This is a genomic window from Pseudomonas sp. FeN3W (assembly GCA_030263805.2).
Taxonomy (GTDB): domain Bacteria; phylum Pseudomonadota; class Gammaproteobacteria; order Pseudomonadales; family Pseudomonadaceae; genus Stutzerimonas; species Stutzerimonas stutzeri_G.
The window spans coordinates 3,893,760-3,916,727 of record CP136010.1 but is presented as its reverse complement, the minus strand read 5'-3'; the positions used below and the strand labels follow the sequence as shown (position 1 = coordinate 3,916,727).

Genomic DNA, 22,968 nt, shown 5'->3' with positions numbered 1-22,968 from the left:
TCTCTCCTCAGGCCGCTAATTACTTACTCGAACCAATGGGCTCGGGCGGCCATGATCAGCTTGCCGGCACGCTCTTCATCGATGCCGTCTATGTCGAGCAGGTCGTCTATCGACTGCTCGGCCAGGTCTTCGCGGGTGATGACGCCCCGCACGGCCAACTCGACCGCCAGTTCTTTATCCATGCCATCGAGTGCCAGCAGATCTTCAGCCGGCTGGGCATCCGCAAGCTTCTCCTCGTTGGCAATGGCCTTGGTCAGCAGGCGATCCTTGGCCCGCGTACGCAGCTCATTGACGATGTCTTCGTCGAAGCCTTCGATGCCAAGCATTTCCTCCATGGGGACATAGGCAATCTCTTCGAGGGAGGTGAAGCCCTCTTCCACCAGCACCTGCGCCAGCTCCTCATCAACATCCAGCTCATCGATGAAGTTGCGCAGGATGTCGCCGGCTTCCTCTTGCTGCTTGGCCTGGATGTCCGCTTCGGTCATGACGTTGAGCGTCCAACCGGTAAGCTGACTGGCCAGGCGCACGTTCTGACCGCCACGGCCGATCGCCTGCGCCAGATTGTCTTCGGCAACCGCGATATCCATGGCATGAGCGTCTTCGTCGACGATGATCGCGGCCACTTCAGCCGGAGCCATCGCATTGATGACGAACTGGGCCGGGTTTTCATCCCACAGGACGATATCGACGCGTTCGCCGCCAATTTCGCCAGAGACGGCCTGAACCCGCGAACCGCGCATGCCGATGCACGCGCCCTGCGGATCGATGCGTTTGTCTTTCGAACGGACAGCGATCTTGGCCCGCGACCCCGGATCACGCGACGCGCCCATGACCTCGATAAGGCCTTCGGCGATTTCTGGCACTTCTATGCGGAACAGCTCGATCAGCATCTGCGGCGCAGTACGCGACAGGATCAGCTGCGGGCCGCGGTTCTCGGTGCGAATTTCCTTGAGCAGCGCGCGAACCCGGGCACCGACGCGGAAGGTTTCACGCGCAATGATGTCTTCGCGAGCCAGCAACGCTTCGGCGTTATTGCCGAGGTCGACGATAACGCTATCGCGGGTCACTTTCTTGACCGTACCGGAGATGATCTCACCCAGACGATCACGATAGGCTTCTACCACCTGCGCACGCTCGGCCTCACGCACTTTCTGCACGATGACCTGCTTGGCGGTCTGCGCCGCAATACGGCCGAACTCGATGGACTCGATCTTCTCTTCGAACACATCACCAAGCTTGGCGTCGGGATTACGCGCCTGAGCCTGATCCAATGCCAACTGATGGGCCGGATCCTCGAAGTGCTCGTCGTCTACGACAGTCCAGCGACGGAAGGTTTCGTAGCTGCCATTGTGGCGATTGATTTCCACACGCAGATCAACTTCGTCCTCGTAGCGCTTCTTGGTAGCGGTGGCCAAGGCCAGCTCAAGCGCTTCGAAAATCACACTCGCCGGTACGCCCTTTTCATTGGACACCGACTCCACAACCAGCAGTACTTCTTTGCTCATCGTACGCCTCGCCTTTCGCAATCCATTGGGGTCCGCGGGATCCGTTCTCAGTCAAAACGGGGAATGATGTTGGCCTTATCGATCAAGTCGATCGGCAGCAGGTATTCATGGTCATCCACCTGCACCACGACATCCTGCTCTTCCACCCCACGGAGAAGACCCTGGAAATTGCGCCTGCCCTCAAAGGGCGAGCGCAGCTTTATTTTTACCTGGTCACCAACATGGGCCGTGTACTGTTCGATCGTGAACAGCGGCCGATCCATGCCAGGAGAAGAAACCTCAAGGGTGTAGTCCACGCTGATCGGATCTTCCACATCGAGCACACCGCTCAATTGACGACTGACTTTCTCGCAATCATCGATGAGGATGCCATCGGCATGGTCGATATAGACACGCAGCAGTGAATGCCGCCCCTGGGAAATGAACTCAATACCCCAGCACTGATAGCCAAGCGCCTCAACCACCGGGGCCAACAAGGCCTGCAACTGTTCTAGCTTGCTCGACATCGAAGTCCCTCGCGCATGCTGTACAAATGAAAAATGGGCGAAACGCCCATCCCTTTGACCGCCTGTAAATGCCGGCGACCTGGCCTCAAGCTAATAAAAAGCCCCTGTACAGGGGCTCTTTATCGACTGGTTGCGGGGGCTGGATTTGAACCAACGACCTTCGGGTTATGAGCCCGACGAGCTACCAGACTGCTCCACCCCGCGTCAAACTGGGCACGAATTATACGACCCATGCCTAATACAGGTCAACCGAAACCCTTAAACACAAGAAAGCCCGCACTAGGCGGGCCTGCTTGTTTGGTACCGAGGAGGGGACTCGAACCCCTACAGCCTATGGCCACTACCACCTCAAGGTAGCGTGTCTACCAATTCCACCACCTCGGCAAAAACCTTATTGCCCTTCCTCCACCTCGGGGAGATCACCTGCAGTATCCGCAGGCTTGCGCTGCTCGAGCACAGGAACGTCTTCCACTGCCGGCTTGCTGACCGGCACTTCCAGCACAGCTGGATCCGGCAGCCCTGCCCGGGACAACTGATCAGCCTGCTGCTTCGCGAAGAACGCCAAACCCAGACTGGTCACGAAAAAAACGCCGGCGAGTATAGCAGTAAGCCGACTCAAAAAGGTAGCAGAACCTTGGCTTCCGAAAACAGTTGCCGAAGCACCCGAACCGAACGAAGCACCAGCATCCGCACCCTTGCCCTGCTGTAGCAGCACGAGCGCAACAACACCTAGAGCAACCAGCAGATGCACCACAATCACGACAGTCTGCAACATCTGTTCAGTTCCCCGCGGCGCGACAGATCGCACCAAATTCATCCGCTTTCAGAGAGGCCCCACCAACCAGCCCCCCGTCAATATCCGCCATCGCGAATAGCTCAGCGGCATTTTCCGCCTTGACACTGCCACCGTACAGAAGCCTTACACCTTCAGCGGTGCGGCGATCATGACGCGACAACTGCTCTCGAATGGCGGCATGCACTTCTTGAGCCTGCTCAGGCGTTGCGGTCAAGCCGCTACCAATCGCCCAAACCGGCTCATAAGCAATAACCGCCGACTCGAATGCGGAGACACCGTGGTCATCCAGCACCCGTGCCAACTGACGCCCAATCACCTCAAGCGTCTTGCCTGCTTCTCGCTCTTCGAGCGCCTCACCCAGGCACAACACAGGCTTTAGACCACCCACCTGCGCTGCCAAAAACTTGCGACTGACCACTTCGTCCGTCTCACCCAACAACAGGCGGCGCTCGGAGTGCCCAACCAGAACCCACTTACAACCGAAATCAGCGAACTGCTCAGCCGATACTTCACCGGTCAGCGCCCCAAAGCCATTCTGCGCCGCACAATCCTGGGTACCGACGGCAACATGCTTGCCATCAACACCATCCAGAACCTGAGAGACATGCACAGCGGAGGGAAACACCGCAATCTCGACATCCGCAGGCAAAACCTGCATCCGGAGAGATTCGACAAGCTCTGCGACGCTAGCGCGGGTACCGTTCATTTTCCAGTTACCAGCTACCATGGGGCGACGCATGCTTTACCTCATCGGTCAAAGTGGGCGCAGATGTTACTCAACAGCAAACGCCCTGGCAAGCGCGATTACGCACAAACTTCGGTGACGACCTTCGCCAGTTCCTCAGCCATGCCACGCACCTGACTTTCGTCATCGCCTTCAACCATGACACGTACCAGCGGCTCGGTTCCGGATTTGCGCAACAGCACGCGGCCACGCCCACCCATGCGCTCAGTAACACTGTCGCAAGCAGCCTGCACACTAGGATGTGAGATAGGATCGCGGTCGCCAGCAAAGCGCACATTGATCAGCACCTGAGGGCACTTGTGCCAGGCCAGTCGCTCCTGAGCGAGCGTCTGGCCACGCCGACGAAGTGCCAGCACCACCTGCAAGGCCGCGATGATCGCATCGCCCGTCGTAGTGTGCTGCGCACAGACTATATGCCCGGAGTTTTCCCCGCCCAATGCCCAGCCGCGCTCGAGCATCTCCGCGATCACGTAGCGATCCCCCACCTTGGCACGAGTGAAAGGTATTTCCCGCGCTTTCAAGGCAAGCTCAAGCCCCAGGTTACTCATCAGCGTGCCGACCACGCCCCCAGCCAACCGATCTCGCTCCTGCAAATCCGTCGCAATGATGTAAAGCAGTTCGTCGCCATCCACGACTGCACCGGTGTGGTCGACCATCATTACCCTGTCGCCGTCGCCATCGAAGGCGATGCCCAGGTCCGCCCCATGATCGACAACCGCCTTCTGCAGTTGCCCAACATGAGTGGAGCCGACATCGGCATTGATGTTCAGACCGTCCGGCTGCGCACCTATCACGACCACCTCGGCGCCCAGCTCACGGAACACACTAGGTGCCACCTTGTAGGTCGCGCCATGTGCGCAGTCGATCACCAGTTTCAACCCGGAGAAATCGGTGCTGGTCGGCACGCTGCTCTTGCAGAACTCGATATAACGGCCAGCCGCGTCATTGATGCGGGACGCCTTGCCAAGCTGCGCCGACTCGACCACGGTCATCGGCGCATCGATCAACTCCTCGATCATCAGCTCGACTTCATCAGGAAGCTTGGTGCCGCGACCGGAAAAGAACTTGATTCCGTTATCGTGATGCGGATTGTGCGAGGCGCTGATCACGATGCCCGCCTCAGCGTGGAAAGTACGCGTCAGATAGGCGACCGCGGGGGTGGGCATAGGCCCAAGCAACAGCACGTCCGCGCCAGCCGCCGACAAGCCAGCCTGCAACGCCGACTCGAACATATAGCCCGAAATACGCGTGTCCTTGCCGATCAGAATCCGGCACTTCCCCTGTTTGCGAAAGGCCATGCCAGCCGCCCAACCCAGCTTGAGCATGAAGTCCGGGGTGATCGGAGCCTGCCCGACATGCCCACGAATTCCATCGGTGCCGAAATATTTTCTACTCATGGTGCCTTCCCTATTCCGCCGCCTGCACTGCAGCAATCATTCGAACCACATCAACCGTCTCGGCAACATCGTGCACACGCACAATCCGCGCCCCCTTGCCTACGGCAAGCGCCGCCAATGCCAGGCTGCCGTACAAACGCTCATCGACGGGATGACCCAGCACGGCACCGATCATGCTCTTGCGCGAGACTCCGACCAGCAACGGCCGCCCCAGTCGATGAAGCACCTCCATGCGCCTGAACAGCACAAGATTATGACTCAGCGTCTTGGCGAACCCGAAGCCGGGGTCGAGAACGATGCGATCGCTCGGGATCCCTGCCGCGACACACGCACTCATTCGCTGCTCAAGAAACGAACAAACCTCTTCCACAACGTCGTCATAGCGGGGATCGTTCTGCATATCGCCGGGCTCGCCGCGCATATGCATCAGGCAGACTGGCAGGCCAGCGCCAGCCGCGGCATCCAGCGCGCCGTCGCGCTGCAGCGAGCGCACGTCGTTGATCAGCCCAGCACCCAGCCTCGCACACTCGCGAATGACTGCGGGCGTGGACGTATCCACCGAAACGACCACGTCGAGCTCGCGCGCGATCATCTCGACGATCGGTGCGACCCGCTCCAGCTCCTCGGTCGGCGAGACGGCGCGTGCGCCAGGGCGCGTAGACTCGCCACCAACATCGATCAGCGTAGCCCCGGCCACCGCCATTGCTTCGGCATGCCGCAGCGCTGCTTCGCGCTCGGCAAAGCGGCCACCATCAGAGAAAGAATCGGGCGTGACATTGAGAATGCCCATCACATGCGGACGGGAAAGATCTAGCGCTCGGCTGCCACAGACCAGCCGAGCGTGAGGAAACGATTCGGTCATTTACGAGCCTTGAGCTTTCAGGCCGGGCGGCTTGAACAGGCGCCCCAACACCGGCCGCACCACCATGGCGCAGCGGGCTGGACAATTTACACCAGAAGGGGCGCCTATGCGCCCCTTCTGGTTTACTCCGATGTCATGCATCCGATGCGATCGGCTTCCGCCTACCGTCAATGTTCGCCGGCAGGACCACCGATCGGCGTCTGCGGACGACTATCATCCGGCACAACTGGCGTACCGGATGCACCCGAGCCACCTTCCCAATCACGCGGCTCCCGCGGTGTGCGCCCGGCCATGATGTCGTCGATCTGCGGCGCATCGATGGTCTCGTACTTCATCAAGGCTTCAGCCATTACATCCAGCTTGTCGCGATTGTCGGTCAGGATCTGTTTGGCTGTTCCGTAGCAGTGGTCGATGATGCTGCGCACTTCTTCATCGATCAGTCTCGCGGTTTCACCGGACACATTGGAATGCTGGCTGCCGGCGCTGCGGCCGAGAAACACCTCGCCTTCTTCTTCGGCATACATCAACGGCCCAAGCTTTTCCGACAAGCCCCACTTGGTCACCATATTCCGCGCCAATTGCGTGGCGCGCATGATGTCGTTCGACGCCCCCGTAGTGACACCCTCGAAACCCAACGTCATCTCTTCCGCAATCCGCCCTCCGAACAAGGAGCAGATCTGACTGATCAACGCCCGCTTCGACAGGCTGTAACGATCTTCCTCCGGCAGGAACATGGTGACGCCTAGCGCCCGCCCACGAGGAATGATGGAGACCTTGTAGACCGGATCGTGCTCAGGCACCACGCGCCCGACGATGGCATGCCCGGCCTCGTGATAAGCGGTGTTGAGCTTCTCCTTCTCGGACATGACCATGGACTTGCGCTCGGCACCCATCATGATCTTGTCCTTGGCCAGTTCGAACTCGCGCATCTCGACGATGCGCCTGTTGGCCCGCGCGGCGAACAGCGAGGCCTCGTTGACCAAATTGGCCAAGTCGGCGCCGGAGAAGCCCGGCGTACCGCGGGCGATGACTGCCGGCTCGACGTTCTCGCTGACCGGCACCTTGCGCATATGTACCTTGAGAATCTGCTCACGACCGCGAATGTCCGGCAGACCGACCACCACCTGACGGTCGAAGCGACCAGGGCGCAAGAGTGCGGGATCGAGTACGTCCGGACGGTTGGTCGCAGCGATGACGATGATCCCATCGTTCATCTCGAAGCCGTCCATCTCCACCAGCAACTGGTTGAGGGTCTGCTCGCGCTCATCGTGCCCACCACCGAGGCCCGCGCCACGATGACGGCCGACGGCGTCGATCTCGTCGATGAAGATGATGCACGGAGCGTGTTTCTTCGCCTGTTCGAACATGTCACGCACGCGGCTGGCGCCGACACCGACGAACATTTCGACGAAGTCCGAGCCGGAAATGGTGAAGAACGGCACCTTGGCTTCACCGGCAATCGCCTTGGCCAGCAGCGTCTTGCCGGTGCCGGGCGGGCCGACCATCAGCACGCCGCGCGGAATGCGACCGCCGAGACGTTGAAACTTGCCCGGATCGCGCAGGAACTCGACCAGTTCGTGCACTTCTTCCTTGGCCTCATCGCAGCCGGCGACGTCAGCAAAGGTCGTCTTGACCTGGTCTTCTGAAAGCAGACGCGCCTTGCTCTTGCCGAAACTCATCGGCCCGCCCTTGCCACCTGCACCACCCTGCATCTGCCGCATGAAGAACATGAATACAGCGATGATCACCAGAATCGGGAAGCTGGCAACGAGAAGCTGAGTCCAGATGCTTTGCTGCTCGGGCTGCTTGCCCTCGATCAGCACATTGTTGTCGAGCAGATCGCCGATCAGGCCATTGTCCTGAATCGCCGGGCGAATGGTCTTGAAGGTATCGCCTTCGCTGCGCTTGCCGATGATCACGAAACCATCGACCGTCACACGCTCGACGCGCCCTTCCTTGACCTGCTCGAGGAAGTCGGAATAGCTCAGCGTCTGCGGCTCGCTGGGGCTGGAGAAGTTGTTCATCACCGTGACCAGGACGGCGGCGATAATCAGCCACAGAATCAGGTTTTTTGCCATGTCGTTCAAATTAACTACCCTCTGGAGCAAACCCGTTGTCTGCGGGCCGCATGACGGCCGGTTGGTTGCTCGGCCTAACTTACTACACAACGTGCTGGAACTGGCAGCCGGTCTGTAACCCTATGAAACAGCCTAGCCCTTGTAACACTGAGACGTCCATTCAACTGAATGCCTGCCTGATAGACCGCAAGATATGGCAATTTGCACCGAACGCTATTCGCCACATTTTGAAGCAGTGCATCCCCGCGACGTAGCTCTGCAATTCATATTGGGGCCGTATGGACAATCACAAGGCCGGCATGATTTTTCGTCAGCTAGCAACGTCTATTCGGATGCATCCAGCGCACACCCGGACTCCGACAGAAGATCTCAGTCGTATGGATCGATGCAGCATGCCCCAAGCGGACGCCTCATCTGTGCGGTCCCGCACCTCTCGGTTACACTAGCCGCCGTTTTTCAAGGTTCTGACGCAAGGGTCGACATATGCCGCTCACCAACGAGCAAAAGAAGCAGTACAAATCCATCGGCCACCATCTGAAACCGGTCCTGATCGTAGCCGAGAACGGACTGACAGAAGGCGTTCAAGCCGAACTCGAGCGGGCCCTGAACGATCATGAGCTGATCAAGATCCAGTTCCGCCTCGCAGAGCGCGAGGATCGCCGTGCACTCATGGAAGAACTGTGCAAGATCGGCAAGTGCGAGCTGGTACAGACCATCGGCAAGATGGCCTTGGTGTATCGCAAGAATCCGAAGCCGAACAAGCAGCTTTCGAATATTCACCGCTTCCAGGCCTGAGATCGTGTGCGGCAGACTCAATCTGCCGCATTCTCAATACTCGCGTCCCGGTGCGGGCTGCAAGACCAGCATCAGGCCACACAGCGCCATCACCAGAAAGCTGAAGCTGGCCCAGTAGAGCGATTCGAACCAGCCCGCCCGCATCAACAGCTGGCTGCCCGCGAGCATTATCACCGTCAGCAAAAGCTGACCACGAACGTCACGCCACAAGCCGCGCAGCCCCATCACCTGAACCAAGACTAGCGCCTGCAGTGCGCTACAGAATGCGGCCAAGCCGACCAACAGCGGCTTCAGGCTGCCAGCGATTTCATCGATCAATAAAGGTGCCAGCCCAACGCGTCCAAGGGCAGGCAACACCAGAAATTGCAGCAACCACAAGCCGCCGACCCAGAAGGTCTGGGCCAGCTGCCAGGTGATGATGCCAGCTCGCGCCGGCTGTCGGTCAGACGTGGCGGACTTCGACAATCTCGTACTCGATCAACCCGCTGGGCGTTTTGACGACTACGACGTCACCTTCTTCCTTGCCGATCAGCGCGCGCGCAATCGGTGAACTGACCGAGAGCTTGCCCTGCTTGATGTCGGCTTCGTCGTCACCGACGATCTGGTAGGTCACCTGCTCGTCGGTCTCGACGTTGGCGATATCTACGGTGGTACCGAAGATCACCTTGCCGGTCGGCGGGATGCTGGCGATGTCGATTACCTGAGCATTCTGCAGACGACCCTCTATGTCGCGGATACGCGCCTCGACCATGCCCTGCTGCTCACGCGCGGCATGGTACTCGGCGTTCTCCTTGAGATCGCCCAGCTCTCGCGCCTCGGCGATCGCCTGGGTGATCTGCGGACGCAAAACGGTCTTCAGATGCTTGAGTTCGTCTTCCAGGGCGCGAGCGCCCTGGATGGTCATTGGAAATTTTGTCATGCCTTGATTCCTGCATGGAGATCCTGCAAGCGGCGCACGGTCTTCTCGGGTCCGAACTTGAGCGCCTCACAGATCGCCTGACCACCCGCGATGGTGGTGGTGATGCAGATCTTGTGCTGCAGGGCGTTGCGACGAATGGAATACGAATCGGCGATGGACTGGCGTCCTTCGGTGGTGTTGATGACCAGCGTGACTTCGTCATTCTTGATCATGTCGACCACGTGCGGACGGCCTTCGGTCACCTTGTTCACACGGCGCACCGGCAATCCGGCAGCCTCGATGATACGTGCAGTACCGGCGGTTGCGACCACCTCGAAACCGAGGCCGACCAGATCGCGCGCGACCTGCTCGACGTACGGCTTGTCGTCTTCGCGCACGCTGAGGAACGCACAACCCGAAGTCGGCAGAATTTCGCTGGCGCCCAGCTGGGCCTTGGCGAAGGCTTCGGCGAAGCTGTCGCCGACGCCCATCACCTCGCCGGTGGACTTCATTTCCGGGCCGAGGATGGTGTCGACGCCCGGGAACTTGGCGAACGGGAACACCGCCTCCTTGACGCTGAAATAGGTCGGAATGATTTCGCGAGTGAAGCCGACCTCGGCGAGGCTCTTGCCCGCCATGACGCGTGCGGCGACCTTGGCCAGCGACTCACCGATGCACTTGGACACGAACGGCACGGTACGCGAGGCACGCGGGTTGACCTCGAGCACGTAGATGTCCTCGCCCTGCACCGCCATCTGCACGTTCATCAGGCCGACCACGTCGAGCTCCAGGGCCATCTTGCGCACCTGCTCGCGGATCTCGTCCTGAATGTGCTGCGGCAGCGAATAGGCCGGCAGCGAGCAGGCCGAGTCACCCGAGTGCACGCCGGCCTGCTCGATGTGCTGCATGATGCCGCCAATCACCACGGTCTCGCCGTCACACACGGCATCGACGTCCACTTCGATGGCGCAGTTGAGGAAGTGGTCCAACAGCACTGGGCTGTCATTGGACACCTGCACCGCTTCACGCATGTAGCGCTTGAGCTCTTCTTCCTCGTAGACGATTTCCATCGCGCGACCGCCGAGTACGTAGGACGGGCGCACCACCAGCGGATAGCCGATAGCCTTGGACGCGGCAATGGCTTCCTCTTCGCTGCGTGCGGTGGCGTTCTGCGGCTGGCGCAGGTTCAGGCGCTGCACCATCTGCTGGAAGCGCTCACGGTCTTCGGCACGGTCGATGGCATCCGGGCTGGTACCGATGATCGGCACACCAGCCTCCTCCAGCGCACGGCAGATCTTCAGCGGCGTCTGGCCGCCGTACTGCACGATCACGCCCTTGGGCTGCTCGACGCGAACGATTTCCAGCACGTCTTCCAGGGTTACCGGCTCGAAGTACAGGCGGTCCGACGTGTCGTAGTCGGTGGAGACGGTTTCCGGGTTGCAGTTGACCATGATGGTCTCGTAACCGTCTTCACGCATGGCCAGCGCGGCGTGCACACAGCAGTAGTCGAACTCGATGCCCTGGCCGATACGGTTGGGGCCGCCGCCGAGAATCATGATCTTCTCGCGAGTCGACGGGTTGGCCTCGCACTCTTCCTCATAGGTCGAGTACATGTAGGCGGTATCGGTGGCGAACTCGGCGGCGCAGGTATCGACGCGCTTGTACACCGGCAGCACCTTGAGCTTGTGGCGGTGGCTGCGCAGGTTCTTCTCGGTGACGCCGAGCAACTTGGCCAGACGCGCATCGGAGAAACCCTTGCGCTTGAGCTTGTACATCATGTCGCGGTCGATGCTGGACAGCCCCAGCGTCTTGACGCGCTCTTCGTCCTTGACCAAGTCCTCGATCTGCACCAGGAACCACGGGTCGATCTTGGTCAGCGCGAATACGTCTTCGACGCTCTTGCCGGCACGGAAGGCGTCGGCGACATACCAGATACGATCGGCGCCCGGCACGGTCAGCTCGCGCTTGAGCGTGCTTTCCGCTTCCGCATCGGCCAGATTCAGTTTGGGGTCGAAACCGGTTGCACCGACCTCCAGACCGCGCAGCGCTTTCTGCATGGATTCCTGGAAGGTGCGACCGATCGCCATGACCTCACCGACCGACTTCATCTGGGTGGTCAATCGAGCATCGGCCTTGGGGAATTTCTCGAAGGCGAAACGTGGCACCTTGGTGACGACGTAATCGATCGCCGGCTCGAAGGAAGCCGGCGTGCGGCCGCCAGTGATGTCGTTCTGCAGTTCGTCGAGGGTGTAACCGACGGCCAGCTTGGCGGCGATCTTGGCGATCGGGAAGCCGGTGGCCTTGGAGGCCAGCGCCGAGGAACGCGACACGCGCGGGTTCATTTCGATCACCACCATGCGGCCGGTGTTCGGGCAGATGCCGAACTGCACGTTGGAGCCGCCGGTCTCCACGCCGATCTCGCGCAGCACCGCCAGCGAGGCGTTGCGCATGATCTGGTATTCCTTGTCGGTCAGCGTCTGCGCCGGCGCGACCGTGATGGAGTCGCCGGTGTGGACACCCATCGGGTCGAAGTTCTCGATGGAGCAAACGATGATGCAGTTGTCCTTCTTGTCGCGGACCACCTCCATCTCGTACTCCTTCCAGCCGATCAGCGACTCGTCGATCAGCAGTTCGCTGGTCGGTGACAGGTCCAGGCCGCGCGCGCAGATCTCTTCGAACTCTTCACGGTTGTAGGCGATACCGCCACCAGTGCCACCCATGGTGAACGACGGACGAATGATGCAGGGGAAGCCGACCTTGTCGAGCACGCCGTAGGCTTCTTCCATGTTGTGCGCGATACCGGATACCGGGCAGGCCAGACCGATGTCCTTCATCGCCTTGTCGAAGCGCGAACGGTCTTCGGCTTTGTCGATGGTGTCGGCGTTGGCACCGATCATCTCGACGCCGAACTTCTCCAGAATGCCGTGCTTTTCCAGGTCCAGCGCGCAATTCAGCGCGGTCTGGCCACCCATGGTCGGCAGCAGTGCGTCCGGACGCTCCTTCTCGATGATCTTGGCCACGGTGGCCCATTTGATCGGCTCGATGTAGGTGGCATCGGCCATGGCCGGATCGGTCATGATGGTGGCCGGGTTGGAGTTCACCAGGATGACGCGGAAGCCTTCCTCTTTCAGCGCCTTGCAGGCCTGCGCGCCGGAGTAGTCGAACTCGCACGCTTGGCCGATGACGATGGGGCCGGCGCCGAGGATGAGGATGCTTTTGATATCTGTACGTTTTGGCATTTTCGTTACTCGAATCCTTAGGTCAGTCGGCGAGTCATCTTGAGAGTTACTGCGCGTCGCCTGGCTGCGTTGCGCGGTACTCACTTCCTCGCCGTACTACCTGTACTGTCTCGTCGTTGCGTTCCGGGCGCCTTGCCCAGACCGCGCTCGCTACACTCTCAAGACGACTCGTTTACTGTCGCTTGGCCATGGCTTCGATGAAACGGTCGAACAGCGGCGCGACGTCATGCGGACCCGGGCTCGCTTCGGGATGACCCTGGAAGCTGAAGGCCACCTTGTCGGTGCGCTCGATGCCCTGCAGGGTGCCATCGAACAGCGACTTGTGCGTCGCACGCACATTGGCCGGCAGGCTTGCTTCGTCCACGGCGAAGCCATGGTTCTGACTGGTGATCATCACCACACCAGTCTTCAAATCCTGAACCGGGTGGTTCGCACCGTGGTGACCGTTGGGCATCTTCACGGTCTTGGCACCGGAGGCCAACGCCAGCAGCTGGTGGCCGAGGCAGATGCCGAACACCGGAATGTCGGTTTCCAGCACGTCCTGGATCGCCTTGATCGCGTAGTCGCACGGCTCGGGGTCACCCGGGCCGTTGGCCAGGAAGATACCGTCCGGGTTCAGCGCCAGGGCTTCGCTGGCAGGCGTCTGTGCCGGCAGCACGGTGACGCGGCAACCGCGGGCGACCAGCATGCGCAGGATGTTGTACTTCACGCCGTAGTCGAAGGCGACGACATGGTAGGGCAGCTCGCTGGCCGGGATCTCGGCGTGGCCGTCTTCCTTCAGGCACCAGACGCTGGAGCGCCATTCGTAGCGCTCCTTGACGCTGACTTCCTTGGCCAGGTCCATGCCTTTGAGGCCGGGAAAGCTGCGCGCCAGCTCCAGCGCTTTCTCTTCGGTCGCGTCGCTACCGGCCAGAATGCAGCCATTCTGGGCACCCTTCTCGCGCAGGATACGGGTCAGGCGACGGGTATCGATGCCGGCGATGGCAACGGTGCCGTTAGCCTTGAGGTAATCGGGCAGCGACTGCTTGTCGCGCCAGTTGCTGGAAATCAGCGGCAGGTCGCGAATCACCAGGCCCGCGGCCCAGACCTTCCAGGACTCGGCATCCTCGGGCGTGGTGCCGGTATTGCCGACGTGGGGATAGGTGAGGGTAACGATCTGCTTGGCGTAGGAAGGATCGGTGAGGATTTCCTGATAGCCGGTCATGGCGGTGTTGAATACCACCTCACCAATGGTTTGCCCATCGGCGCCGATGGATTCGCCGCGAAAGATGCTGCCATCGGCAAGAGCCAGAATGGCTGGCGTAAGGGCTGGCTTAGTCAAGAGACCTCCCGTAGATCAAGGCTGGAGCAGACGCAGATTGTAAAAAAGCGGGATGACGTGTGAAGGTCATCCCGCTTTTTGTTTGATTCATTTCTGCGCAACTTTTAGTGGACACACTAAAGCGGGAAGCTTACATAAAACCGCCTTTCGGGTCCAGCCGAAATAGCCGACAAACGCACCCTAACGGGGCGCCAAGCTGCCAGCCCACGCGACGAATCATTTCAGACCGAGCACATCCTGCATGTCGTAAAGACCTGCCGGCTTCTCATCCAGCCATAGCGCGGCACGCACGGCACCCTTGGCAAAGGTCATGCGACTGGAGGCTTTGTGGGTGATTTCCACGCGCTCGCCATCGGCAGCGAACAACACCGTGTGATCACCGACCACATCGCCGCCACGCACAGTCGCGAAGCCGATGGTTTCGCGCTGACGCGCCCCCGTCTGCCCCTCGCGCCCGTACACCGCGACCTTCTGCAGATCACGCCCCAGCGCGTCGGCGACGACTTCGCCCATGCGCAGCGCGGTACCCGAAGGTGCGTCAACCTTGTGCCGGTGATGCGCTTCGATGATCTCGATATCCACGTCGTCACCCAGCACCCGCGCTGCGGTATCCAGCAGTTTGAGGCAGAGATTGACGCCAACGCTGAAGTTGGCGGCAAAGACGATCGGGATCTCCTTGGCCGCGGCTGCGAGACGCTCCTTCTCTTCCAGCGAGAATCCGGTGGTACCGATCACCATCGCCTTGCCGGCACGCCGGCAGACTTCCAGATTCTTCAGAGTCACCAAGGGGTGGGTGAAATCGATCAGCACGTCGAACTCGTCGACGGCCCGGGCGAGCTCACCGGTCAGCGGCACGCCCAGACGACCGATGGCCGCGAGCTCGCCGGCATCAGCGCCGACGAGAGTACTGTCCGGCCGATCGATGGCTGCCGTCAGACCAGCGACACCGCTGGTCTGCTGCACCGCCTCAATCAGGGTCTTGCCCATGCGTCCGGCGGCGCCGGTCACTGCAATACGTCGCATAAAAAGTCAGCTCCAAGCTGCAAGCCTCAAGCGGCAAGCCAAGCGCAACACCCTCTTGCGGCCTGAAGCTTGCGGCTTGTAGCTTCGTTCAAACATCACCGAAAAAGCGCTTCACACCTTCGAACCAGCCACTGGCCTTGGGGGAATGCGAGGTATCGCCCTGCAGCGTACCGCGGAACTCCTCGAGCATCTCGCGCTGGCGCTTGCTCAGATTGACCGGAGTTTCGACCACCACACGACACATCAGATCGCCCGCCGCACCACCACGCACCGGCGCAACACCCTTGCCGCGCAGGCGGAACTGCTTGCCGGTCTGCGTACCCTCTGGAATCTTCAGCTTGACGCGACCATCCAGCGTCGGCACTTCCAGCTCGCCGCCCAGTGCCGCATCGGCAAAGCTGATCGGCACTTCGCAATACAGATGCTTGCCATCGCGCTGGAAGATCGCGTGCTCACGCACATTGACCACGACATACAGATCGCCGGCCGGACCACCCTGCGTACCCGCCTCGCCTTCGCCGGACAGACGGATGCGGTCTCCGGTATCGACACCCGGTGGCACCTTGACCGAGAGCGTTTTCTGCTCTTCGACGCGGCCCTGGCCATGGCAGCTGCCGCACGGATCGGAAATCATCTTGCCGCTGCCATGACAGCGCGGGCAGGTCTGCTGCACCGAGAAAAAGCCCTGCTGCATGCGCACCTGACCGATACCACCGCAGGTGGTACAGGTGACAGGGCTCGTACCCTTCTTCGCGCCGGAGCCATCGCATGTCTTGCACTCGACCAGGGTCGGCACGCGAATGGTCACCGTAGTGCCGCGCACAGCCTCTTCGAGATCGAGCTCGAGCGTGTAACGCAGATCGCTGCCGCGCTGCGCACCGCCACGTCCGCCGCCGCGGCCACCGCTGAAGAAATCGCTGAAAACGTCGCCGAAAATATCGGAGAAGTTCGCGCCGCCGTAGCCAGCACCGGCCGCCCCAGCGCCCATCTGCGGATCGACACCGGCATGCCCGTACTGATCGTAGGCAGCACGCTTGCTCGGATCGGAGAGTACTTCGTAGGCCTCGTTGGCCTCCTTGAAGGCGTCCTCAGCCACCTTGTCTCCCGGATTGCGGTCCGGGTGATGCTTCATCGCAAGGCGCCGGTAAGCTTTTTTCAGCTCCGCCTCGCTGACGCCGCGCTCGACGCCCAGCACCTCATAAAAATCGCGTTTGGCCATAACTATCCTGAACCCTCAATTTCATGCCTTCCAGACACGCCGACGCGGGAGCAAGCCCCCGCGCAGCGGTCGGGCCCGCCCGAACGATGTCGGGACGGGCTGGAGCGGAAGCAAGCCAGGGCTTACTTGTTGTCCTTGACCTCTTCGAACTCGGCGTCGACCACGTCGTCACCCGGCTTGCCCTGCTCATCTGCCGGCTGGCCTTCGCCAGCCTGAGCCTGCTCGGCGTACATCTTCTGCGCGACCGGGGTGGAAGCCTGGGAAACCGCTGCGATCTTCGCTTCGATTTCGGCCTTGTCGTCGCCCTTGATGGCCACTTCCAGCTCGCCAAGCGCCTTCTCGATGGCAGCCTTGTCGTCGTCGCTGGCCTTGTCGCCGGCTTCGGTGAGCATCTTGCGGGTGGCGTGCACCAACTGGTCGCCCTGGTTACGTGCAGTGGCCAGCTCCTCGAACTTGCGGTCTTCCTCGGCATTCGCCTCGGCGTCGCGCACCATCTGCTCGATCTCCTCCTCGGACAGCCCCGAGTTGGCCTTGATCACGATGGACTGCTGCTTGCCAGTGGCCTTGTCCTTGGCGGACACGTGCAGGATGCCGTTGGCGTCGATATCGAAGGTAACCTCGATCTGCGGCATGCCACGCGGAGCCGGCGGGATCTCGGCCAGATCGAAACGGCCCAGCGACTTGTTCTGCGCGGCCTGCTTGCGCTCGCCCTGCAACACATGGATGGTCACGGCACTCTGGTTATCGTCGGCAGTGGAGAACACCTGCGACTTCTTGGTCGGGATGGTGGTGTTCTTCTCGATCAGCGGAGTCATCACGCCGCCGAGGGTTTCGATACCCAGGGTCAGCGGCGAGACATCGAGCAGCAGCACGTCCTTCACGTCACCTGCCAGGACCGCGCCCTGAATGGCAGCGCCCATGGCGACGGCTTCGTCCGGGTTGACGTCCTTGCGTGCTTCCTTGCCGAAGAACTCGGCAACCTTCTGCTGCACCAGCGGCATGCGGGTCTGACCACCGACCAGGATCACGTCGTCGATCTTGGACACGTCGACGCCGGCATCCTTCAGCGCGATGCGGCAAGGCTCGATGGTGCGCTGCACCAGATCCTCGACCAGCGCTTCCAGCTTGGCACGGGAGATTTTCACGTTGAGGTGTTTCGGACCGGTCGAGTCTGCAGTGATGTACGGCAGGTTGACGTCGGTCTGCTGGCTCGACGACAGCTCGATCTTGGCCTTTTCGGCGGCTTCCTTCAGGCGCTGCATGGCCAGCGGATCGCCCTTGAGGTTCATGCCGGTTTCTTTCTTGAACTCGTCGACGAGGTAGTCGATCAGGCGAATGTCGAAGTCCTCACCACCGAGGAAGGTATCGCCATTGGTAGCCAACACTTCGAACTGGTGCTCGCCGTCGACTTCAGCGATCTCGATCACCGAAACGTCGAAGGTACCGCCACCCAGGTCATAGACGATTACGGTGTGGTCGCCCTTGGCCTTGTCCATGCCGTACGCCAGCGCAGCCGCGGTCGGCTCGTTGATGATGCGCTTGACGTCCAGACCGGCGATGCGACCGGCGTCCTTGGTGGCCTGGCGCTGGCTGTCGTTGAAGTAGGCCGGAACGGTGATCACCGCCTCGGTCACCGGCTCACCGAGATAGTCCTCGGCGGTCTTCTTCATCTTCTTCAGGATTTCCGCGGAGATCTGCGGCGGCGCCATCTTCTGGCCATTCACCTCGACCCAGGCGTCGCTGTTGTCGGCCTTGACGATCTTGTAAGGGACCATCTGGATGTCTTTCTGCACGACTTCTTCGTCGAAACGGCGACCGATCAGACGCTTCACCGCATACAGGGTGTTATGCGGGTTGGTCACCGCCTGACGCTTGGCCGACTGGCCAACCAGGATTTCGCCGTCGTTCGCATACGCGATGATCGACGGGGTGGTACGGCCGCCTTCGGCATTCTCAATAACCTTGGCCTTGCCGTTTTCCAGGATCGAGACGCAGGAGTTGGTGGTTCCCAGGTCGATACCAATGATCTTGCCCATTTAATTCGCTCTCCAAATTTCGATTGGTCCGCGCCTGTTTTACCGGCTGCGGGTAACACAAAAACGCTTGGCTACCAGATGGGGGTCGGCAACCGGATTTCAAGCCTTCTCATCAATCGAAGGCGGCACATCGGCGGGCGCCTTGCTGACGACGACCATCGCCGGACGCAGCAGGCGACCGTTGAGCAGGTAACCTTTCTGGAACACCTTGAGCACGCTGCCCGGCTCGACATGGGTGCTCTCTTCCATGGCCATGGCCTGGTGATGCTCGGGATTGAACGGCTCGCCATGCGGATCGAGCTGCTCGAGCTGGTGACGCGCCAGCGTGTCCAGCAACAACTTGAGGGTCAGCTCGACGCCCTCGCGCATGGGCTTGACCGCCTCATCCGCGGCGCTGGACAACTCGAGGCCACGCTCCAGACTGTCGGCGACGGCAAGCAGATCACCTGCAAACTTTTCCAAGGCGAACTTGTGCGCCTTTTCCACATCCTGCTCGGCACGCCGGCGGATGTTTTGCAGCTCTGCCGCAACGCGCAGGGACTGGTCCTGCGCAGCGGCCAGCTGCTCTTCCAGCGACTGCACGCGGGCAGCCAGATCCTCGGCTACGTCCGCCTCCGAATGCTCGGGCGCTTCCGGGTTCTGGTTATCCAGGTTCTGCTCGTCGGCCATGGGTCCTCCTCTCTATACGATCAGCGGGCAGCAAACCCGCGCTTGTGCCGCTATATGGGGGCGCGAAAACAGGCTTCAAGGGCGGAAAGCGAAGAGCGCCCGGCGAAATGACGAGCAACTGCACATTCATCCTTCAACGCTTGTAGCGGCCGGGAAAACCACTGTATAAATAGCCAGCCAAGCAAATCGGGAGCCCTTGCCATGCTGGTTCATCTATCGGTTCACAACTACGCCATCGTCGAGCACCTCGACCTCGAACTGAAGCGCGGCATGAGCGTCATCAGCGGTGAAACCGGCGCAGGCAAGTCGATCATGCTTGACGCCCTCGGCCTGACGCTGGGCGACCGAGCCGACAGCAGCGTGGTACGCCTTGGCGCCGACAAGGCCGACATTCTCGCCAGCTTCGACCTGGACGATATTCCCGACGCTCGCGCCTGGCTCGCCGAGCGCGACATGGACCATGACGGACCCTGCATCCTGCGCCGCGTCATCACCGCCGAAGGGCGTTCGCGCGGCTACATCAACGGCACCCCTTGCCCACAGGGCGACCTCAAGGCGCTGGGCGAGCTACTGATCGATATTCACAGCCAGCACGAGCACCAATCGCTGCTGAAGACCGACACCCATCGACGCCTGCTCGACGAGTACAGCGGCAACCAGGAGCTGGCGCGCCAGGTCCAGCTGGCCGCCCAGCGTTGGCGGCAGACCCGCCAGACCCTGGAACGCCTGAGCAACAGTGGCGACGAACAGCGCGCACGCCACCAGCTGCTCAGCTACCAACTCGAAGAGCTGGAGAACCTGGCGCTGGGAGAGAACGAACTGGAGCAGCTGGAACGCGAGCACAAGAACCTGGCCAACGCCGAACAGCTGCTCGGCGCCTGCCGCCAGGTCATGGAGCTGTGCAGCGAGAGCGATGCCGGCAATGTGCTGTCGGCGCTGACCAGCAGCCTGCAGCGCCTGAGTGCCTTCCAGAACCAGCCGCAAGCCTTGAGCGAAGCAGTCAACCTGCTGGCCAGCGCGCAGATTCAGGTCGAGGAAGCCATCGGCGAACTGAATCGTTTCGTCGACCATTTCGACGCCGACCCCGAACGCCAGCAGACACTGGAAGAGCGCCTGGACACCATCTACACCCTCGCGCGCAAGCACCGCGTGCAGCCAACCGAACTGCCCGGCCTGCATCAGCAGCTGCTGGAGGAACTCGAAGGGCTGAACGCCGATGACGAAGCAGTCGAGCGCCTCGGTGAAGAACTGGCGGCCTACGCTCGGCATTACGAAGAAAAAGCCGGCGAGCTCAGCCGCATGCGCCAGGCTGCGGCCGAACAACTGGCCAGCGCGGTCGAGGTAGAGATTCAGAGGCTGGGCATGCCAGGCGGCAAATTCAGCGTGCAGCTCAAGCCCGCAGCCGAAGGCGAACTGATGCCCTATGGCCTGGAACAGGTCGAGTTCCTGGTCAGCGCCAACCCGGGCCAGCCCCTGCGCCCCCTGGCCAAGGTTGCGTCCGGCGGCGAATTATCACGCATCAGCCTGGCGATTCAGGTGATCACCGCGCAGACATCCCGCGTACCGACACTCGTGTTCGATGAAGTCGACGTGGGTATCGGCGGCCCCACCGCGGAGATTGTCGGCCAGCTACTGCGCCGCCTCGGCGAACGCGGCCAGGTGCTGACCGTCACCCACCTGCCCCAAGTCGCCGCCCAGGGACATCACCACCTGTTCGTGCACAAGGCTCGCGGGGCGGATGAAACCCGCACGGCCGTGGCCGAATTGGATCAGAACGGCCGCATCGAGGAAATCGCGCGAATGCTCGGCGGCGTCGACCTGACCGAGCAGTCCCTGGCACATGCCCGGCAGATGGTCACCTCCGCACAAGCCTGAGCCCAGCAGTCAGGCACAAAAAAGGCGGCCTGGGCCGCCTTTTTCATATGTTTGGATCAGTCTTTCTTGCGCACGTAGAGCACCAGATTGTGATCCACCAGCTCGTAGCCGTGACGCTTGACGATCTCCTTCTGCAACTTCTCGATCTCGGAGTCGAAAAACTCGATGACATCGCCGCTATCGACGCAGACCATGTGGTCGTGATGTCCGCCATCGGCCAGCTCGAAGACGGCATGGCCACCATCGAAGTTGTGCCGAACTACCAGACCGGCCGCCTCGAACTGGGTCAGCACGCGATAGACCGTCGCCAGACCGACATCCTCACCCGCTTCCATCAACGCCTTGTAGACGTCTTCGGCGCTCATGTGGCGGCGATCGGTAGTGTCCAGCATCTGCAGGATCTTGACCCGCGGCAGAGTTACCTTGAGACCAGCTTTACGTAGTTCGCTATTTTCAACCATGGTTGGCTTTCTCGCTGCTGCTGTTTCGCAGCCTCCTTCAATACGGGTATGATCCGGGTTCTTTGCCCAGCCAAGATAGTGGAAGTCACCCACCGATGCAAAACACCAAGCTCATGCTGGCCAGCCTCTCCTTCGCAGGTCTGGTCGCACTCGCCGGTTGTTCATTCCCCGGGGTTTACAAGGTCGACATTCAACAGGGCAATGTCGTCACGCAGGACATGATAGACCAGTTGCGTCCCGGAATGACCCGCCAGCAGGTGCGGTTTATCATGGGCAATCCGCTGATCACCGACACTTTCCACGCCAACCGCTGGGACTACCTGTACAGCATCCAGCCCGGCGGCAGCCCGCGCCAGCAGGAGCGCGTCAGCCTGGTGTTCAACGCGAACGATCAACTGGCCGGCCTGGCTGGCGACTTCATGCCCGGCGTAAGCCGCGACGAACAGATCCTTGGCCGCGACGCCCAGGCGCCTGACGCAACGCCTGCCGCCCAGCCAAGTCAGCCTGAAGAGCGCCCTGCGCCTGGCTCGCTGCTAGAACAGATTCAGCGTGAAGTGGACGAAGCGGAGCCGGTTCCGGTCCCGATCCCCGAACCGCTGGAAACCGAATAAAGAAACGCCCGGCTAGCCCGGGCGTTTTTGTTTCAACATGTTCAAGCGTCTTCGGCCTTGTTCTTTGCCGCCCGCGCGGCACGCTGTTTGCGCACCTCTTTCGGGTCGGCAATCAGTGGCCGGTAGATCTCCACGCGCTCACCTTCCTCGAGCACGCGCTCCTCGGGCTTGGGCACGGCCTTGCCGAAAATACCCAGCGGCGCAGCGGCCAGATCGAGCCCCGGGAAGTGCGCATCCATTCCCGAACGCAAGGCCGCCTCGCGCACGGTAGTACCGGCGGGCACGGTCATCTGCAGCAACTTCTGCTTGTCGGCCAGCGCATAGACCACCTCGACCGCAATCGATTGCTTATCCATATAGCTGCTTCGCCCGGTCGCAGAAGGCATCGACCAAAGTATTGGCAGCCTGGTTGAACAACGGCCCAAGGGTCGCCTTGACCAACGGCCCGGCGTAATCGAAGGTCAGATCCAGGCTGATCTTGCAGGCCTTTTCACCCAACGCCTTGAATTCCCATATGCCGTGCAGATGGCTGAACGGTCCTTCCTCCAGCGTCATCTCGATACGCTTGCCGAGGTCCAGGGCATTGCGCGTCATGAAGCGCTGGCTCAACCCGGCCTTCGCCACCGTCATGCTGGCGTGCATCTCCGTCTCACTGCTGGAAAGCACCTCGGTCGCAGAACACCAGGGCAGGAACTGCGGGTAGCTGGCTACGTCATTGACCATGTCGAACAGCGCCTGGGCCGGATAAGGCAGCAGCGCGGAACGTTGAATGTGCGTCGTCATGCGGACCTTCTACGTCGTCGTTTCATTGCGCGCCATCCGAAGGTTGGCGCAGCCAGCCCGCAACCGCGGCTTCCGGATGGCACCAGGAAGCGGCTCAGCGCAAAGCGGGGCACATTGTCGGGGATTAATGGCTGCCCCTCAAGTTTCTG

The 22,968-nt window shown here is 61.0% G+C and carries 21 protein-coding genes and 2 tRNA genes; 3 read left to right on the top strand and 20 right to left on the bottom strand.

From position 1 onward, the window contains the following. Positions 1 to 23: 23 nt before the first annotated feature. The 9 genes from nusA to ftsH form a co-directional block, all read right to left on the bottom strand. A complete protein-coding gene (gene nusA / locus P5704_018465) occupies positions 24 to 1,505 on the bottom strand; it encodes a transcription termination factor NusA (protein ID WOF77997.1) in 1,482 nt (493 codons plus the stop codon). A gap of 47 nt (positions 1,506 to 1,552) precedes the next feature. After that, a complete protein-coding gene (rimP, locus tag P5704_018460; GenBank protein ID WOF77996.1) occupies positions 1,553 to 2,011 on the bottom strand; it encodes a ribosome maturation factor RimP in 459 nt (152 codons plus the stop codon). Positions 2,012 to 2,138: 127 nt separating this feature from the next. Next, positions 2,139 to 2,215: transfer RNA gene (locus P5704_018455), tRNA-Met, on the bottom strand. Between the two features lie 94 nt (positions 2,216 to 2,309). Then, a tRNA-Leu gene (locus P5704_018450) sits at positions 2,310 to 2,395 on the bottom strand. A 7-nt stretch (positions 2,396 to 2,402) separates the two neighbouring features. Next, positions 2,403 to 2,786 carry a preprotein translocase subunit SecG gene (secG, locus tag P5704_018445; GenBank protein WOF77995.1) on the bottom strand — a complete coding sequence of 128 codons (384 nt, stop codon included), beginning with the start codon at positions 2,784 to 2,786 and terminating at the stop codon, positions 2,403 to 2,405. A gap of 4 nt (positions 2,787 to 2,790) precedes the next feature. Further along, entirely contained in the window at positions 2,791 to 3,546 is a 756-nt protein-coding gene (gene tpiA, locus P5704_018440; protein ID WOF77994.1) for a triose-phosphate isomerase, read from the bottom strand. A gap of 65 nt (positions 3,547 to 3,611) precedes the next feature. Beyond that, positions 3,612 to 4,949 carry a phosphoglucosamine mutase gene (gene glmM, locus P5704_018435; GenBank protein WOF77993.1) on the bottom strand — a complete coding sequence of 446 codons (1,338 nt, stop codon included), beginning with the start codon at positions 4,947 to 4,949 and terminating at the stop codon, positions 3,612 to 3,614. Positions 4,950 to 4,959: 10 nt separating this feature from the next. Beyond that, positions 4,960 to 5,811, bottom strand: coding sequence for a dihydropteroate synthase (gene folP / locus P5704_018430; GenBank protein WOF77992.1), 852 nt, complete (start codon positions 5,809 to 5,811; stop codon positions 4,960 to 4,962). A 167-nt stretch (positions 5,812 to 5,978) separates the two neighbouring features. Continuing rightward, entirely contained in the window at positions 5,979 to 7,889 is a 1,911-nt protein-coding gene (gene ftsH, locus P5704_018425) for an ATP-dependent zinc metalloprotease FtsH (GenBank protein WOF77991.1), read from the bottom strand. 483 nt (positions 7,890 to 8,372) lie between these two features. On the opposite strand from ftsH, the gene yhbY reads away from it, so the two are divergent. Further along, positions 8,373 to 8,684, top strand: a complete 312-nt coding sequence (gene yhbY, locus P5704_018420; GenBank protein WOF77990.1) for a ribosome assembly RNA-binding protein YhbY — start codon at positions 8,373 to 8,375, stop codon at positions 8,682 to 8,684. A gap of 33 nt (positions 8,685 to 8,717) precedes the next feature. Here the strand turns inward: yhbY and P5704_018415 are convergent, their stop codons facing one another. The 8 genes from P5704_018415 to grpE form a co-directional block, all read right to left on the bottom strand. Continuing rightward, the gene (locus P5704_018415) at positions 8,718 to 9,149 is read right to left on the bottom strand and encodes a DUF4149 domain-containing protein (GenBank protein ID WOF77989.1); all 432 of its coding nucleotides are present in this window, start codon (positions 9,147 to 9,149) and stop codon (positions 8,718 to 8,720) included. Beyond that, a complete protein-coding gene (greA, locus tag P5704_018410; protein ID WOF77988.1) occupies positions 9,127 to 9,603 on the bottom strand; it encodes a transcription elongation factor GreA in 477 nt (158 codons plus the stop codon). Before greA ends, P5704_018415 begins: the two co-directional genes overlap by 23 nt. Beyond that, on the bottom strand, positions 9,600 to 12,821 hold the full coding sequence (gene carB / locus P5704_018405; protein ID WOF77987.1) for a carbamoyl-phosphate synthase large subunit: 3,222 nt from the start codon (positions 12,819 to 12,821) through the stop codon (positions 9,600 to 9,602). The genes greA and carB overlap by 4 nt, the downstream gene beginning before the upstream one ends. A 172-nt stretch (positions 12,822 to 12,993) precedes the next feature. Continuing rightward, positions 12,994 to 14,142, bottom strand: coding sequence for a glutamine-hydrolyzing carbamoyl-phosphate synthase small subunit (gene carA, locus P5704_018400; GenBank protein WOF77986.1), 1,149 nt, complete (start codon positions 14,140 to 14,142; stop codon positions 12,994 to 12,996). 216 nt (positions 14,143 to 14,358) lie between these two features. Next, the gene (dapB, locus tag P5704_018395; protein WOF77985.1) at positions 14,359 to 15,165 is read right to left on the bottom strand and encodes a 4-hydroxy-tetrahydrodipicolinate reductase; all 807 of its coding nucleotides are present in this window, start codon (positions 15,163 to 15,165) and stop codon (positions 14,359 to 14,361) included. Between the two features lie 88 nt (positions 15,166 to 15,253). Continuing rightward, entirely contained in the window at positions 15,254 to 16,384 is a 1,131-nt protein-coding gene (dnaJ, locus tag P5704_018390; protein ID WOF77984.1) for a molecular chaperone DnaJ, read from the bottom strand. Positions 16,385 to 16,506: 122 nt separating this feature from the next. Further along, positions 16,507 to 18,420: a molecular chaperone DnaK gene (dnaK, locus tag P5704_018385; GenBank protein WOF77983.1), complete on the bottom strand. Its 1,914-nt coding sequence runs from the start codon at positions 18,418 to 18,420 to the stop codon at positions 16,507 to 16,509. Positions 18,421 to 18,519: 99 nt separating this feature from the next. Further along, positions 18,520 to 19,089 carry a nucleotide exchange factor GrpE gene (gene grpE / locus P5704_018380; protein WOF77982.1) on the bottom strand — a complete coding sequence of 190 codons (570 nt, stop codon included), beginning with the start codon at positions 19,087 to 19,089 and terminating at the stop codon, positions 18,520 to 18,522. Between the two features lie 201 nt (positions 19,090 to 19,290). Here grpE and recN point away from each other — a divergent pair, with 201 nt between their 5' ends. Then, on the top strand, positions 19,291 to 20,964 hold the full coding sequence (gene recN, locus P5704_018375) for a DNA repair protein RecN (protein WOF77981.1): 1,674 nt from the start codon (positions 19,291 to 19,293) through the stop codon (positions 20,962 to 20,964). A 56-nt stretch (positions 20,965 to 21,020) separates the two neighbouring features. On the opposite strand, the gene fur is transcribed toward recN, so the two are convergent. Then, positions 21,021 to 21,425 carry a ferric iron uptake transcriptional regulator gene (gene fur, locus P5704_018370; GenBank protein ID WOF77980.1) on the bottom strand — a complete coding sequence of 135 codons (405 nt, stop codon included), beginning with the start codon at positions 21,423 to 21,425 and terminating at the stop codon, positions 21,021 to 21,023. A 95-nt stretch (positions 21,426 to 21,520) separates the two neighbouring features. On the opposite strand from fur, the gene P5704_018365 reads away from it, so the two are divergent. Continuing rightward, entirely contained in the window at positions 21,521 to 22,036 is a 516-nt protein-coding gene (locus P5704_018365) for an outer membrane protein assembly factor BamE (protein WOF77979.1), read from the top strand. Between the two features lie 41 nt (positions 22,037 to 22,077). Here P5704_018365 and P5704_018360 read toward each other — a convergent pair whose 3' ends face one another. Next, entirely contained in the window at positions 22,078 to 22,392 is a 315-nt protein-coding gene (locus P5704_018360; protein ID WOF77978.1) for an RnfH family protein, read from the bottom strand. Next, positions 22,385 to 22,819: a type II toxin-antitoxin system RatA family toxin gene (locus P5704_018355; GenBank protein ID WOF77977.1), complete on the bottom strand. Its 435-nt coding sequence runs from the start codon at positions 22,817 to 22,819 to the stop codon at positions 22,385 to 22,387. Before P5704_018355 ends, P5704_018360 begins: the two co-directional genes overlap by 8 nt. Positions 22,820 to 22,968 lie beyond the last annotated feature (149 nt).

Coding starts and splice junctions, on each gene's coding strand:
- recN (WOF77981.1), top strand. CDS start 19,291: ATGCTGGTTCATCTATCGGTTCACAACTACGCCATCGTCGAGCACCTC.
- P5704_018365 (WOF77979.1), top strand. CDS start 21,521: ATGCAAAACACCAAGCTCATGCTGGCCAGCCTCTCCTTCGCAGGTCTG.
- folP (WOF77992.1), bottom strand. CDS start 5,811: ATGACCGAATCGTTTCCTCACGCTCGGCTGGTCTGTGGCAGCCGAGCG.
- grpE (WOF77982.1), bottom strand. CDS start 19,089: ATGGCCGACGAGCAGAACCTGGATAACCAGAACCCGGAAGCGCCCGAG.
- P5704_018355 (WOF77977.1), bottom strand. CDS start 22,819: ATGACGACGCACATTCAACGTTCCGCGCTGCTGCCTTATCCGGCCCAG.
- nusA (WOF77997.1), bottom strand. CDS start 1,505: ATGAGCAAAGAAGTACTGCTGGTTGTGGAGTCGGTGTCCAATGAAAAG.
- dnaJ (WOF77984.1), bottom strand. CDS start 16,384: ATGGCCAAACGCGATTTTTATGAGGTGCTGGGCGTCGAGCGCGGCGTC.
- fur (WOF77980.1), bottom strand. CDS start 21,425: ATGGTTGAAAATAGCGAACTACGTAAAGCTGGTCTCAAGGTAACTCTG.
- ftsH (WOF77991.1), bottom strand. CDS start 7,889: ATGGCAAAAAACCTGATTCTGTGGCTGATTATCGCCGCCGTCCTGGTC.
- secG (WOF77995.1), bottom strand. CDS start 2,786: ATGTTGCAGACTGTCGTGATTGTGGTGCATCTGCTGGTTGCTCTAGGT.
- P5704_018360 (WOF77978.1), bottom strand. CDS start 22,392: ATGGATAAGCAATCGATTGCGGTCGAGGTGGTCTATGCGCTGGCCGAC.
- dapB (WOF77985.1), bottom strand. CDS start 15,165: ATGCGACGTATTGCAGTGACCGGCGCCGCCGGACGCATGGGCAAGACC.
- dnaK (WOF77983.1), bottom strand. CDS start 18,420: ATGGGCAAGATCATTGGTATCGACCTGGGAACCACCAACTCCTGCGTC.
- greA (WOF77988.1), bottom strand. CDS start 9,603: ATGACAAAATTTCCAATGACCATCCAGGGCGCTCGCGCCCTGGAAGAC.
- rimP (WOF77996.1), bottom strand. CDS start 2,011: ATGTCGAGCAAGCTAGAACAGTTGCAGGCCTTGTTGGCCCCGGTGGTT.
- glmM (WOF77993.1), bottom strand. CDS start 4,949: ATGAGTAGAAAATATTTCGGCACCGATGGAATTCGTGGGCATGTCGGG.
- carB (WOF77987.1), bottom strand. CDS start 12,821: ATGCCAAAACGTACAGATATCAAAAGCATCCTCATCCTCGGCGCCGGC.
- yhbY (WOF77990.1), top strand. CDS start 8,373: ATGCCGCTCACCAACGAGCAAAAGAAGCAGTACAAATCCATCGGCCAC.
- tpiA (WOF77994.1), bottom strand. CDS start 3,546: ATGCGTCGCCCCATGGTAGCTGGTAACTGGAAAATGAACGGTACCCGC.